This is a genomic window from Luteolibacter sp. LG18, assembly GCF_036322585.1.
In the GTDB taxonomy this organism is placed as follows: domain Bacteria; phylum Verrucomicrobiota; class Verrucomicrobiia; order Verrucomicrobiales; family Akkermansiaceae; genus Luteolibacter.
In genome coordinates this window covers 4,344,007-4,356,114 of sequence record NZ_AP024600.1, presented here as the reverse complement: position 1 = coordinate 4,356,114, position 12,108 = coordinate 4,344,007, and the positions used below count along the sequence as shown (strand labels likewise).

Here is a 12,108-nt window from a genome sequence, read left to right as displayed (position 1 = left end):
TTCCGTGCCTGAAAATAGACCGAAATACACTTTGGGAGTGTGAAACTCCTTGCCAGCCAGCAGGTCCCGGAGAACCCTGCCGCCCCATGCTGAACATCCCTAACAACACCCTCGAGAAGATCCTCGAGTTGCGTGCGAAGAACGGCCTCGATGCAACCCCGGAAGCCCTGGAAGCGTCGCTGGAAGCCGCCAAGTGCAAGTGGACGCTGGAGGACACGCCGCGCTACCGCCGCGCTGGTGATGCCCCGATCTACATCTCCGGGAAGTACCTGACCCAGGCCGGCATTTGCCCCGCCACGGGTGAGAAGGACGCGGGCAGCGGCATCAAGCGCCCCGCCGCGAAATCCGAATCCAGCACCAGCGCTCCCTCCGCCACGCCGAGCCAGGAGACCTTCTACCGTGTCCTCCACGGCAAGGGCTTCGACGTCAAGATCACCAAGGACCTCCTCACCGGTGAAATCCGCGAGGAGGTGCCCCGCGAAATTTCCGAACTGAACCTCCAGTTCAGCGCCCTTCCGGCCCGTGCCGAAGGCCTCCATGTCATCCAGACCACGCCGCAGATCCAAGTGGCGATGAGCCTCGACAAGTTCCTCGAGCTCGCCCGCATCAAGCCTTGATCGTTCTTTCGGACGTCCACCGTGCCCTTGCGGTGGACGTCCGGCAGAAGCCCCTTCGGGCTTCCCTTCCCCTCCCGGGCCGTGCCAAATTGGAGTCCCACGATGGATTCCGGCACACCCACCCCGCGCGGCTTCGACAATGCCGTCGCCACCTTCCTCCGCACCGTCCAGAACCACCACGTGGCGCTCAGCCAGATGGCGGATCAAAAGGCGAATGTGCTGATCGGAGCCTCCTTCGTGGTGCTCTCCATCCTCTTCCATGAGGTGAGCCAGCACGGTCTCACGCCCACCCTGGGCATGCTTTCGGGCACCTGTTTCACGGCCTGTTTCTTCGCCGCGCTGGCGATCTTCCCGCGGGCGAAAAAGGAAAAGGACCGCACACCGAATCCCCTGTTCTTCGGCTCCTTCGCGCAACATCCGCGCGAGGACTTCCACCGCGAGCTCGATGCCATCCTGTCCTCGGACAGCAGCATCACCCACGCCATGGCCGAGGACATCTACCAGCTCGGCTGCGTCCTCCACCGCTACAAATACCGCTACCTCCGCTACGCCTACCGGACCTTCCTAGTCGGGTTGACGCTGACCGCCGCCACAGCCCTGCTGTGGCGGCAGTGGTAAAATCAGGATCGCTTAGTGGCAGCCGCAGCCGCCGCCACCGCAGCAGCCGTCCTCGGCTTCGGCGAAGTCCTCGGCTTCCGGCACGCGGCCCAGTTCGAGGGTCATGCCCACGTACTTGCCGATGGTCTGCTGGATGGACTCGAGTTCGCGCTGGGCTTCGAGGAAGCCGCGGGCGATTTCGTTGGCGAACAGGGCATCGCGAGCGGCCTCGAACTCGCGGATTTCCGCGGCACCGAGTTCCACACCGGCGTGGCGCTTCTGATGAAGCTCTTCGCCGCGCTCGTGCACGCTCTGGTACTGGAGACGGGCGGCATCGTCATCGAGGAAGCGCTCGACCTGGCCCTGGAGCTCCTTGAAGCGCGGCTCGGCCACGATTTGGGCGCACAGTTCCTTGGTCTTGCTGATCACGGTGGATTCTTCGGCTAAGATCGACATGCGCCCCCTCTACCCCCGCTCGCCCCCGCTGGCAACCCCCATCCGGAGCCGGGCGAGTGATTTTCCCGGAACATTTTCCCACCGTTTTCCCGCCCAAAGGCGCTTTTCATCTCGAATTCTTCTCCCCTCCACGGGGATTTCACCGCTATCCTGCCACCGTCCTTAGGAATGAAGAAGTTCCTCCGCCGCCTTACCCTTGCCACCCTGGTGCTGACGCTGACCGCGTTCGCCGGTCTGGCGTGCTGGGGCTCGGATCAATTGCTCCATCCCAACCGCCGCTCGCTGCAGGACTACCACCGCGAGATCTTGCGGGCTCCTTCCGACTTCGGCCTGCGGATCCAATCCTACACCGGCGCGGAGGGCACGCCCTGCCTGCTGGTGACCCCCTCGCCCCGTCCCGGCCCCGCCAACAAGGGCCGGATGGTCCGCGATGCGCTCGCGAAGCGTGGAGTGAAGATCGGCCCCTGGGGGGAGATCCGCGGCACCATCGTGCTGCTCCACGGCTTCTGCGGACGCAAGGAGGACAACCTGCCGATCGCCGAGCGACTCTGCGCCGTGGGTTTCCGCTGCATTCTTCCGGACCTGCCGGGCCACGGGGAGAATCCGGCCGCCAGCGCCACCTTCGGCCATCGCGAGAATTCACTGCCCGCGGACCTGCTCGACGATGCCGCGAAGCGCTTCTCCTTTGCCCCGGCCCCGGCCGCCTTGTTCGGCATTTCCCAAGGCGGAGCGATCGCCCTGCAAGCCGCCGGACGGGACGATCACCGCTGGTCCTCCATCGTGAGCGTGGCGTCGTTCGCGTCCCTCGATCAACCGGTCGGTCGAGCGGCGGGCGCCATCCACCAGCTTGCCTGCATCGCGCCCTTCGCCTCGGGCGCGTGTGCCACCGGCGTGTTCTGCCGCGAGGGTTTCACCCCGTCGGACGTCCGGCCGATCGATGCCGCGAAGCACATCGAAATCCCCGCCCTCATCGTCCACGGCGATCAGGACGAGTTCATTCCCGTGTCCTCCGGAAAGGCGATCTACGATGCCCTCCCCGGCCCTCGGAAAGCCTTCCGCGTGGTCCACACCGCCGGTCATGGCAACGTACTGGCCACCGGGTCGAACGAGCTTTACGCCGACCTCTGCCGCTTCTACCTCGATGCCTGCAAGGCTCCTGTGTTAGCGGATGGTAAAACCTGCCGGGCACAGGTTAAGCAGAGGTAAACTTCCTAGTTTCGCAGCACGGATCGTGGCGGAAGTATGGTGTGAAAACCCTCACATTCGCCGCCCTGCTTCTTTCACCCGTAGCCGCCACCGCCGATCCGCTCCCGGCCGGATCATCGGTCGCCACCCAACCTGGAAACGGCACCACGTCGTTCGCCCGGCTCGATCTCACCGACACCGGCAACCGCGTCTGGACGCTGCAAGCTTCCTCGAACCTTTCGACCTGGTCGGACACCGGCACCCTGAAGGTCCGCAACAGCCTGCTCCGCATCCAACTGCCGAAGACCAACGGCACCCAACTGTTCTACCGCCTCCGCTACAACTCGGACGCGCAGACCGCCGCCAATGACGTGGCCGATGCCCTGCTTCTCCCCGCCACCGCCGCGAACTACGCGAACCCAACGCTGCCCGCGCACCTGCTCACCCCGCAGATCCGCGGCCAGGACAACACGCCCTTCGACAACGCGGTGACCAATGCCGGGGCCACGCTGGGCCGCGTGCTGTTCTACGACAAGCGGCTCTCGGCGAACAACACGGTCTCGTGCTCGTCCTGCCACCAGGCGGCCCACGGTTACTCGGATCCCGAGCGCTTCAGCACCGGCTTCGCCGGCGGCAAGACCTCACGGAATTCCATGGGCCTCACCAGCAACCGCTACTATCTCCGCGGCCATTATTTCTGGGACGAACGCGCCGCCACGCTGGAAGACCAGGTACTGATGCCGATCCAGAACAGCACCGAGATGGGTCTGACGCTGACCGAGCTGGTGAGCAAGGTTTCCGCCGAACCCTACTACGCCACCCTCTTCACCTCGGCCTTCGGGAGCTCCACGGTGACCAGCGACCGCATTTCGAAGGCGCTGGCGCAGTTCGTCCGGTCGATCGCGTCCGGTGCGAGCAAGTATGACCTCGGCGTGCCACAGAACTTCGCCAACTTCACCGCCCAGGAGAACCAGGGCCGCGCGATCTTCACCGGCCAGGGCGGATGCGCCGCCTGCCACGGCAGCGACAACTTCGTACCCGGCAACGCCATCTTCAACAACGGGCTCGAAAACCCGTATGTCGACAAGGGCCTCGGCGGCATTACCGGACTCACTGCGGACGAGGGCTTCTTCAAGGTCGGTTCGCTCCGCAACATCGAGCTCACCGCGCCCTACATGCACGACGGACGCTTCGCCACGCTCGAGGAGGTGGTCGAGTTCTACAACTCCGGCGTCGTCAACCACCCCAACCTTTCGCCCCAGCTCCGCGTGCCACCGGGCAACCCCGGCGCGGGCAATCCCCGCCGGTTGAACCTGAACGCCGGACAGAAGGCCGCGTTGGTCGCCTTCCTCAAGACGCTCACCGACACCGCGGTGACGAGTGATGCGAAGTTCTCCGATCCCTTCCGCTACGACGCGAACTGATCCGCTCACTCCGCCACCACGAACATCGCCCCGAACGAGTTGCTCTCGATCGGGGCGGTGGGATTCACCGCCATCTGGGAGATGTCGCCATCGAGAAAGAGCGCGTCCTTGCAGCCGAGTTTCAAGAAGAGCCCAGCGAAGTCCCAGAAGTTCACCACCTGCCCCGGAGCGGTGATCGCGAACACCACGCGGCCCTTGTCATCGATGCCCACGCCGTTGCGGACGAGCTTGTTTTCCGAGCCCTCCTTGAATGCCGGATGGCGCCTGCCCTCTAACAGCAATGCCGGGCCCGATTGTACTTCCAGCCTCGCCGTGCGCATCCAACCGCCTTGGAATTCCATCCGCTTTTCGCGGGCCGCCTTGATGCCGGTTTCGGTGATCGAGGCGGATTGCTTTTCGTGAGTGAACACCGATCCAGCCGAGAACACCGCGGTGGGCTTGAGATAGAAATTGCCAGCCGCTTCCCGGGTGTTCAGCGGATGGAGCAGCTTGCCATTCTCGACATGCAGGCCGCAGGGCGTGCCGCCCATCTCGAAAATCCCGGCGTTCGCGATGAACTTCACCGTCTTCTTCTCGCGGGCGAAGCGGGCTTGGACCTTGTCGAAGGTCCGATAGGGAACGCCCTTCTCATCCTTCCACACCACCTGCAGGGCCGCGGGCTCCAGCTTGACGACACGAAAGCGGGTGCCTGCATGCACGATGGCCTCTTCCTTGACCTCCACGGCATGGAGATCCGCGGCGGAGACGAGCATCGCACAGAACAGCAGGAAGGCTTTCATCCTCCCATCGTGCCATGGATGCACCCGCGGACAAGAACGCCCCGGGGCTTCACACCGTTTTCACGCTGGCTCACTTGAAGAGCGGGAACTTCGCGCCGGGCTTGAAGTGGTCCGGCGGATCGAGGCTCAGCACCCGGTCGTCGCCGACCTGATAATCGCCATAGACGATCGGCACCACCGTCACGCACAGGATCTGCTCGGGTTTCCCCTGGTCGTCCTTTTCCTCGACCTTCGAGACGTGAAGCACCGCGGCGCAGTTCTGCGCCTTGGTCACGGTGAGCATGTCATCCGGCTTGAACCACGAGAACGCGGCACGATCGGCGGTCGGGAACAGATACTCGATGATGACCGGATACGGCTGCACCGGCGTGAACTCGTCCGGCTTCACCATCGCGCGGCCCCGCACCACGAATCCGGGTGCGAAGAAGTCCGCATCCTTCGAGGTATCGTCATGCAGCGGGCGGACGCTCTGGACCTTGTAGTTGCCCTCCACGTAGGTGAGCAGCAGCGGGCGCTCGAAGTTGGTGAGGTAGTTCCGCAGCAGCGCGGGATTGAGCCGGGCCAGCTTGGCATCGTCGAAGCCGTTGAACTTCTTGTAGAGGTCTCGCGGCGAGAGCGAGTTCGCCGTCGGCGCATCCAGCGCCTTGTAGCGTTTCAACTCCGGCAGCCGCTTCAGCTTGCGCAGGATCTCATAGTTCCGCGGGTTTTCCGGATGACGGAAGATGTTCAGGCACACCACCCAGCTCGTGAGCGCGAAGCAGGCCGCGAGGATGTTCGCGAGCAGCCACCAGAAATAGGCCGGGCGGCGGGGTGCCGGTTCTTCGACGACGCGTGGCACGGCGATCAGGACCCGCAGGCTTCGCCGTCCGCCACGGCGTTGGCTCCCGGCGCTTCGTCCGCCGTCTCAAAGGAAGTGCCGCAGCCGCAGGAGCGGGCGGCATTCGGATTGTGGATTTTGAATCCGGCGTCGGAAAGGGCGTCCGAGTAGTCGATCTCGCAGCCGCGCAGGCGGTCGAGGCTGTCCGCCGCCACGATCACCCGGGCTCCATGGGCCTCCACGGTCACATCGCCTTCCTCGGCCACGCCGAAGCCCATTTCATACTGCCAGCCGGCGCAGCCGCCGCGGCTGACCCCGAGACGCAGCCCGGTCTCCGGAGACGCGCCCCTGTTCTCCAGCATGCTCCGCAGCTCCGCGGCCGCGCGTTCGGTCAATGTGATCATTGCTCAAGGGAGTGATACGGGCGCGGACGCCGGGTGCCAGCGGAAAGTTTCCGGAATCCTTGGATTGGCCTCACTTCCCGCGCATCCGCTCCATCGCCATCGCGAAGGCGGTCCGGCAGGTCTGGAGCTCCAGGGACAGCCGCGCCCGCTCGCGCGGATCACTCTCGCCCTCCAGCGCCTCCTTCAGCTCGTCCACCCGCTTCATCAGATCCACCTCCGGGGGCACGAAGCCGTGGCCCTTCAGCATCGCATGGGTGGACCGCCATTCCGCGGGAGTGGCGAAGTACGCGTCGAGGTCCAACGGACCGGCCGGTCCGGACGGCGGTTTCAGCTCTCCGGAAGCAATCGCCTCATCGATCCGCGCCTCGGCGATTTTTTCGAACATCGACATCCCCCGGCACCCTACTTTGCGACACCGCCGGACGCACCTCTTTTTGGACCGGTAATCCAACACTTTCCATTCATGCAGAACGGCCTGCCGATTTAATTAAGAAATCCTTATCATTCATTTTTCAATAACACCTCCAAAATAGGTGCGGTTAGAGCGACGGAATTTGAAGATTTTTTGAACGAACGACTGATGCGCGGGTCAGATATTTAAGAATATCATGAATCTCTCTAACTTTTACTTTCCCCCCCCAGCGCCGACGTGCCGGTACCGGATAGACCCGGCACGTCGGCTGCGTATCGAGGAGTACCAGGGATCGGTCGGGTTGGACGATTTGCGCGCCACGGCCGAAGCCGCGGTTTGCGACCCGGCCTGGTCACCGGAACTCCACGGACTGATCGACTTCAGCGGAGCCTATCTGGACCTGTCCTCGAACGATGTCCTGCGGCTGGCCCTGCTGCTGCGCCGCGACGGCTACCGCTCGAATGGCTGGCTCGCCTTCATTGTCGGGAATTCCGCGGCCTTCGGGCTGGTGCGGATGCTCGGCCACTGGACGCGCGCCACCGACCGCACCCGGATCTTCCACAACCGCGAGGAAGCGGAACGCTGGCTGAACGGCCGCGCCGGCCATGTCCCCCCGGGCTTCGGCGGCGGTCTCAATGGCGCTTGCGCCACAGCAGTCCGTAACGCGGGCTGAACAGGTAGGCCGCCACGAAGAGCAGCCCCAGCAACATCACGATCGCCGGACCCGGCGAGATCCCCAGCACCGAGGAAACCACCACGGCCCCCGCGGAGCCGACCGCACCGATCAACCCTCCCCCCCAGAACAACGCCGAGGTGCGGTCGGTCAGCAGGGACACCGTGGCGGCCGGAGCCACCAGCAGGCCCACCGACAACACGCAGCCAACCGCCTGGAGGGAGGAGACGAGGGACAGGACGAGCAGGCCGGAAAGCAGGTAATGGACGAAGCGGACCGGCACGCCCTGGGCCGCGGCCACGTTCGGTTCGAACAAGGTCAGCAGGATCGGCCGCATCAGCAGGCTGGTCGAAAGCAGCACCACCGCGCCGGTGGCGAAGGACACGACGAGATCGTGGTTCCCCACCGCGAGGATGTTGCCGAAGAGCCAGTCCTCCAGTTGGCGGCGGGTGTTCAGCAGCGGCAGCACCGCCACTCCGGCGGCGAAGGACGCGGTGTAAAGTACGGCGAGCGCCGTACCTTGCTCGATGCGGTTGCCGCGCGCGACCGCCACCGAGCCGAGCCCCACCAGCAGCGCCGCGAACATGGCGCCCGCGAAGGCGTTCCACTGCGTCAGCGCGCCTGTGGCCAGGATCGCCAGCGCGATGCCCGGCAGCATGGTGTGGGACAGCGCGCTCACGGAGAGGGCGCTGCGGCGCAGGATCACGAAGCCGCTGAAGAACCCGTTGGCGAAGCCGATGAAGGCCGCCGCGGCGAGCGCGCGCTGGAAGAAGGGATTGGCGAGGAGTTCCACGGCGGGGTCAGACGGCGGCCTTCTGGGCCGCGAAGGTGCGGGTGATGAGATCCACGGTCAGCGTTTCCACGGCCGGACCGAAGGCGAGTTCGCGGGTGTTCAGGACCAGCACCTCGTCGAAGAGCTTGCCCGCGGTGTCGATGTCATGGTGGGACGCGATCACCAGACGACCCTCATGGGACAACTTGCCCAGCAGGTCCGCGAGCAGCCGCGAGGCATTGCGGTCGAGACCGGTGAACGGTTCATCGAGCAGCAGCACATGCGCCTCCTGGGCGATGGCGCGGGCGAGGAAGGCCCGCTGCTGCTGGCCACCGGAAAGCTCGCGGATCTGGCGGTGCTGGAGATCGGCCAGCGCGAGGGACTCGAGCGCCTCGTCCACTGCCGCGTTGTCCGCCGCGCTGAATTTCCGCCACCAGCCGGTCTGGGCGTAGCGGCCCATTTCCACCAGCCCTCGCACGGTGATGGGAAACGACCAGTCCACCTCCTCGCGTTGCGGCAGATAGGCGAACTCGCGCGACCACTTCCGGACCTCGGTGCCGCGCCAGCGGATGGTGCCGGAGGTGCGGGGCACCAGCCCGGCAATCGCCTTGAGCAGCGTGCTCTTGCCCGCGCCGTTCGGCCCGATCAGGGCCACGCGGTTGCCGCAGGAGGTCGCGAACGACACCTGGTCCAGGGCCAGCACGCGACGGTAGTGCACGGTGAGATCCGCGATCACCAGCTCGTGGTGATGCGCGTGGTGGGCGCAGCAATCGTGATGGTCGTGGTGGGATTCGCTCATTCGGTGGGGAGTTCCCAGACGTCGTCGAGATCGCCAGGGGCTTCGAAGTAATGCACGAGGGTCGGTTTCCCGGCCGGTTCCAGCGTCAGTTTCGCGAAATGGTTCAGGCCCTCCGCCATCGGGGCTTTCCAGCGCAGCGACACGAACACCACCGGATCGGCGGCATCGAGCGACAGCATGCCGGTCAGCGGGTCGGCCGCCCCGGCGCGAAACAGCACCCGGCCCGCGCGATCCTTCAGCTCCACGGACTCCGCGGGCGTGGACAGCTTCATCGCGAAGCCGGTGACCGCGGTGGTCGTTTGAGCGACCGGATGCGCGTGATCCTCCGGCGGCCGCTCCACCGAGGCACCGCCGAAACGCAGCATCGCCCATCCGACCAGCAGGAGTCCACCGGCCAGCATCAGGGTCCGGAAGAGGGGTGAGCCGCGCACGCGCGGAGCATGGCGCAGGAAACTTGTTCATGCAAGCAAACTGCGATATCGCTTTCGTCATGGGTCGCCACGGATCTTCGGCTTGCCCGTCCCCGCCTTCACCGCCCACCTTGCCCGCGATGCCGGAAACCACCCGCGCCCACCTCGTCTGCGGACCACCCGCGGCTGGAAAAACCACCTACGCGCGCCAGCTCGCGGACCGACTCGGAGCCTGCCTGCTCGATAGCGACGAGGTCGCGGAGCGCCTGGTCCGCGCGGGCATGGCCTTGGCCGGGCTCGATCCGAACGACCGCGATTCCCCGGCCTACAAGCAGGCCTACCGCGACGCCGTGTATGAGACGCTCTTCGACCTCGCGAGCTCGAACCTGCCACGGGTGCCGGTGGTGATCGCAGGCCCCTTCACCTCCGAGGGGAGCAATCCCCGTTGGCCGGAACAGTTGAGGGAACGCCTCGGTGCGGAAACCACCGTCCATTTCGTGTGGTGCCCGCCCGCGCTGCGCCGGGAGCGGATCGTCGCCCGCGGTGAAACCCGCGACCTACCGAAACTCGCGGCTTGGGACGCCTACGTCGCTACCTGCCGGGACGAGCGGCCAGTGTTCCCGCATGTGTTTGTGGAGAATGAGTGATCTCGGGCCGATTCGGACAGAATTGACAAAATTCTCAGAATTAACAGGAGATCCGCAGCGGCACCTTCAAACGAGGAATTCAGCCCCCCTCTTCATTTTGTGAATTCTGAGAATTCTGTAAATCCTGTCCAAACCGGGCTACCCAAACAAGGAAGCCTGATTTCTCGAACAGGCCATGACACCCCGCCCGACATCCTCCCCGCCACCCGCTTCCAGCGATCTGGAAGTGAATCACGCATCCTGTTGATCTTCGGCCTGGCCATCCTGGGCGTGTTGTCGTCCGGAGCCATGCTCCTGGGATTCGTTCACCCGCCCATGTTGTTGCTGGGCCTTCCCCTTTTCATCATCTTCGTCCGCGGGGTCTGGATGACGGCGACCCAGCCGAACCGCTTCGTCTTTTCCATCGACGAACATGAGATCACCTGGGGCCAGTTCGGAAAGGAACGCACCCTGCCCATCGAACAAGTCCGGAGGTTCCATTGGAATGACAGCGATGGTTTCAATTTCTGCATCATCACCAAGCAGGGCGAGCGGATCCCGCTTTACGTGCTCGAAACAGTGCTTTCCTACCAAAGCCGTCCGGCGCTTCTGGAGTTCCTGCGCACGGCCCACCCGGATCTGGAGATCGAAGGATGCGTGACGGCCGACGCCACCACCTGAACCGGCGACCACGTAACCCGCGGGATTTTCCCTCCCCCGCCCTGCCCTGATCTGCTACCCCTCCGCCATGTCTGACTCCATCTCCGGCCTCACCGCCCGCATCCAGTCCTTCGTGGACGCGCGGGAATGGCGCCGCTACCACAACCCCAAGGACCTCACGGTGGCGATCACCGCGGAGGCCGGGGAACTGCTCCAGCACTTCGTGTGGCAGCAGGACGAGCAGATCGAGGCCCGCGTGGAGGCGCGGCGCGAGGAGATCGCCTCGGAGATCGCGGACGTGGCGATCCTGCTGTTTGAGCTGGCCGACAACCTCGGTCTGTCGCTGGGCGAGGTCATGGAGCGGAAGATCGCCTACAACGAGTCGCGCTATCCGGTGGAAAAGGCGCGCGGCAACAACCTGAAGTATTCCGAACTGTGAGCGACCTGCCGCCTTCCGGCGAAACACCCCGCCCGCCCCGCCGCAAGCGCTACTCGGGCAAGAACCCGCGCCGTTTCGAGGACAAGTACAAGGAGCACCATCCGGAGAAGTATCCGGACACCGTCGCCAAGGTGCTCGCTTCTGGAAAGACCCCGGCGGGTTCGCACGTGCCAATCATGGTCGCGGAATCACTGGAGGCGCTCCAACTCGCGCCGGGCATGGCCGGCATCGATGCCACGCTCGGCCACGGCGGGCACTCGCTCGCCATCCTCGGACAGATCACGCCGGGCGGGAAGCTTCTCGGCTTCGACGTCGATCCCATCGAGCAGCCGAAAACCGAGGCCCGGATCCGGGCGGCGGGTTACGATGCGGAGGCCTTCGAAGCCGTCCGCTCGAACTATGCCGGCATCGCCAAGGTGCTGGCCACCCGCGGCGTCGAACAGGTCGATTTCATCTACGCCGACCTCGGCTGCTCCTCGATGCAGTTCGACGATCCGACCCGCGGTTTCTCCTTCAAGACCGATGGCCCGCTGGACATGCGAATGAACCCGGAGCGCGGGCTTTCCGCCGCCGAATGGCTCGAGCGGGTGAAACCAGACAAACTGGCCTTCGCCCTGGCCGATCATTCCGACGAACCCCGCGCCGAACGCCTGGCCGAGGCGCTCGCGGGCAAGCGTTTCAGCGGCACCAGGGCCTTCGCCGAGGCGATCCGCGCCCGCCTTCCGGGGCTCAACGAGGAAGTGGTGGATCTCACCATCCGCCGCGTGTTCCAAGCCGTCCGCATTGCCGTGAACGAGGAGTTCACCGCCCTCGATGCCTTCCTCCGCGCCCTGCCCGGCTGCTTGAAACCGGGTGGCCGCACCGCGATCCTCACGTTCCATTCAGGCGAGGACCGGAGGGTCAAAAAGGCGTTTCAAGCGGGCCTTCGGGACGGCCTTTACACCGGGATCTGCGAAGAGATCGTCACCGCCGGGCCCCAGGAGCGACGGGACAATCCACGGAGCATTCCGGCCAAGTTGCGCTGGGCCCAAAAGTAGG

General features: G+C 65.0%; 17 protein-coding genes. 9 read left to right on the top strand and 8 right to left on the bottom strand.

From position 1 onward, the window contains the following. Positions 1-86: 86 nt before the first annotated feature. Positions 87-617, top strand: coding sequence for a hypothetical protein (locus llg_RS17150; protein ID WP_338285991.1), 531 nt, complete (start codon positions 87-89; stop codon positions 615-617). Between the two features lie 81 nt (positions 618-698). Continuing rightward, positions 699-1,235, top strand: coding sequence for a Pycsar system effector family protein (locus llg_RS17145; protein ID WP_338285989.1), 537 nt, complete (start codon positions 699-701; stop codon positions 1,233-1,235). 12 nt (positions 1,236-1,247) lie between these two features. Here llg_RS17145 and llg_RS17140 read toward each other — a convergent pair whose 3' ends face one another. After that, the gene (locus tag llg_RS17140) at positions 1,248-1,670 is read right to left on the bottom strand and encodes a YlbF family regulator (RefSeq protein WP_338285986.1); all 423 of its coding nucleotides are present in this window, start codon (positions 1,668-1,670) and stop codon (positions 1,248-1,250) included. A 168-nt stretch (positions 1,671-1,838) separates the two neighbouring features. Between llg_RS17140 and llg_RS17135 the strand changes: the two genes are divergently transcribed. Together llg_RS17135 and llg_RS17130 are read left to right on the top strand one after the other, a co-directional pair. Then, positions 1,839-2,876 carry an alpha/beta fold hydrolase gene (locus llg_RS17135; RefSeq protein WP_338285985.1) on the top strand — a complete coding sequence of 346 codons (1,038 nt, stop codon included), beginning with the start codon at positions 1,839-1,841 and terminating at the stop codon, positions 2,874-2,876. A gap of 41 nt (positions 2,877-2,917) precedes the next feature. Beyond that, positions 2,918-4,279 (top strand): cytochrome c peroxidase, encoded by a 1,362-nt coding sequence (locus llg_RS17130; protein WP_338285983.1) that lies wholly within the window; start codon positions 2,918-2,920, stop codon positions 4,277-4,279. 5 nt (positions 4,280-4,284) lie between these two features. Here llg_RS17130 and llg_RS17125 read toward each other — a convergent pair whose 3' ends face one another. From llg_RS17125 to llg_RS17110, 4 genes are all read right to left on the bottom strand, one after another. Beyond that, a complete protein-coding gene (locus tag llg_RS17125; RefSeq protein WP_338285981.1) occupies positions 4,285-5,058 on the bottom strand; it encodes a phosphodiester glycosidase family protein in 774 nt (257 codons plus the stop codon). A gap of 70 nt (positions 5,059-5,128) precedes the next feature. Further along, a complete protein-coding gene (locus tag llg_RS17120) occupies positions 5,129-5,896 on the bottom strand; it encodes a hypothetical protein (protein WP_338285980.1) in 768 nt (255 codons plus the stop codon). Positions 5,897-5,901: 5 nt separating this feature from the next. Beyond that, positions 5,902-6,279, bottom strand: coding sequence for an iron-sulfur cluster assembly accessory protein (locus tag llg_RS17115; protein WP_338285979.1), 378 nt, complete (start codon positions 6,277-6,279; stop codon positions 5,902-5,904). Between the two features lie 70 nt (positions 6,280-6,349). Further along, positions 6,350-6,664 (bottom strand): DnaJ family domain-containing protein, encoded by a 315-nt coding sequence (locus tag llg_RS17110; RefSeq protein WP_338285978.1) that lies wholly within the window; start codon positions 6,662-6,664, stop codon positions 6,350-6,352. A gap of 328 nt (positions 6,665-6,992) precedes the next feature. Between llg_RS17110 and llg_RS17105 the strand changes: the two genes are divergently transcribed. After that, on the top strand, positions 6,993-7,364 hold the full coding sequence (locus llg_RS17105) for a hypothetical protein (RefSeq protein ID WP_338285976.1): 372 nt from the start codon (positions 6,993-6,995) through the stop codon (positions 7,362-7,364). Here the strand turns inward: llg_RS17105 and llg_RS17100 are convergent. The 3 genes from llg_RS17100 to llg_RS17090 are packed head-to-tail and all read right to left on the bottom strand — an operon-like array spanning position 7,324 to position 9,366. After that, positions 7,324-8,157, bottom strand: a complete 834-nt coding sequence (locus tag llg_RS17100) for a metal ABC transporter permease (protein ID WP_338285975.1) — start codon at positions 8,155-8,157, stop codon at positions 7,324-7,326. The two genes, llg_RS17105 and llg_RS17100, sit on opposite strands and share 41 nt — an antisense overlap. A gap of 7 nt (positions 8,158-8,164) precedes the next feature. Beyond that, on the bottom strand, positions 8,165-8,935 hold the full coding sequence (locus llg_RS17095; RefSeq protein ID WP_338285974.1) for a metal ABC transporter ATP-binding protein: 771 nt from the start codon (positions 8,933-8,935) through the stop codon (positions 8,165-8,167). Further along, on the bottom strand, positions 8,932-9,366 hold the full coding sequence (locus llg_RS17090) for a hypothetical protein (protein ID WP_338285972.1): 435 nt from the start codon (positions 9,364-9,366) through the stop codon (positions 8,932-8,934). The genes llg_RS17095 and llg_RS17090 overlap by 4 nt, the downstream gene beginning before the upstream one ends. A gap of 119 nt (positions 9,367-9,485) precedes the next feature. Here llg_RS17090 and llg_RS17085 point away from each other — a divergent pair, with 119 nt between their 5' ends. From llg_RS17085 to rsmH, 4 genes are all read left to right on the top strand, one after another. Continuing rightward, on the top strand, positions 9,486-9,992 hold the full coding sequence (locus llg_RS17085) for an ATP-binding protein (RefSeq protein WP_338285970.1): 507 nt from the start codon (positions 9,486-9,488) through the stop codon (positions 9,990-9,992). A gap of 99 nt (positions 9,993-10,091) precedes the next feature. Continuing rightward, positions 10,092-10,652, top strand: a complete 561-nt coding sequence (locus tag llg_RS17080) for a hypothetical protein (protein WP_338285969.1) — start codon at positions 10,092-10,094, stop codon at positions 10,650-10,652. A gap of 67 nt (positions 10,653-10,719) precedes the next feature. Beyond that, on the top strand, positions 10,720-11,070 hold the full coding sequence (locus llg_RS17075) for a nucleotide pyrophosphohydrolase (protein ID WP_338285968.1): 351 nt from the start codon (positions 10,720-10,722) through the stop codon (positions 11,068-11,070). Continuing rightward, complete coding sequence (gene rsmH, locus llg_RS17070) at positions 11,067-12,107, top strand: 16S rRNA (cytosine(1402)-N(4))-methyltransferase RsmH (RefSeq protein ID WP_338285967.1); 1,041 nt, start codon at positions 11,067-11,069, stop codon at positions 12,105-12,107. Before llg_RS17075 ends, rsmH begins: the two co-directional genes overlap by 4 nt. The last annotated feature ends 1 nt before the right edge of the window (position 12,108 follow it).

What these genes read in the sequence shown, in the direction of transcription:
- llg_RS17150 (WP_338285991.1), top strand. Translation starts at nt 87, where the DNA reads ATGCTGAACATCCCTAACAACACCCTCGAGAAGATCCTCGAGTTGCGT.
- llg_RS17140 (WP_338285986.1), bottom strand. Translation starts at nt 1,670, where the DNA reads ATGTCGATCTTAGCCGAAGAATCCACCGTGATCAGCAAGACCAAGGAA.
- llg_RS17135 (WP_338285985.1), top strand. Translation starts at nt 1,839, where the DNA reads ATGAAGAAGTTCCTCCGCCGCCTTACCCTTGCCACCCTGGTGCTGACG.
- llg_RS17125 (WP_338285981.1), bottom strand. Translation starts at nt 5,058, where the DNA reads ATGAAAGCCTTCCTGCTGTTCTGTGCGATGCTCGTCTCCGCCGCGGAT.
- llg_RS17115 (WP_338285979.1), bottom strand. Translation starts at nt 6,279, where the DNA reads ATGATCACATTGACCGAACGCGCGGCCGCGGAGCTGCGGAGCATGCTG.
- llg_RS17110 (WP_338285978.1), bottom strand. Translation starts at nt 6,664, where the DNA reads ATGTTCGAAAAAATCGCCGAGGCGCGGATCGATGAGGCGATTGCTTCC.
- llg_RS17095 (WP_338285974.1), bottom strand. Translation starts at nt 8,935, where the DNA reads ATGAGCGAATCCCACCACGACCATCACGATTGCTGCGCCCACCACGCG.
- llg_RS17085 (WP_338285970.1), top strand. Translation starts at nt 9,486, where the DNA reads ATGCCGGAAACCACCCGCGCCCACCTCGTCTGCGGACCACCCGCGGCT.
- llg_RS17075 (WP_338285968.1), top strand. Translation starts at nt 10,720, where the DNA reads ATGTCTGACTCCATCTCCGGCCTCACCGCCCGCATCCAGTCCTTCGTG.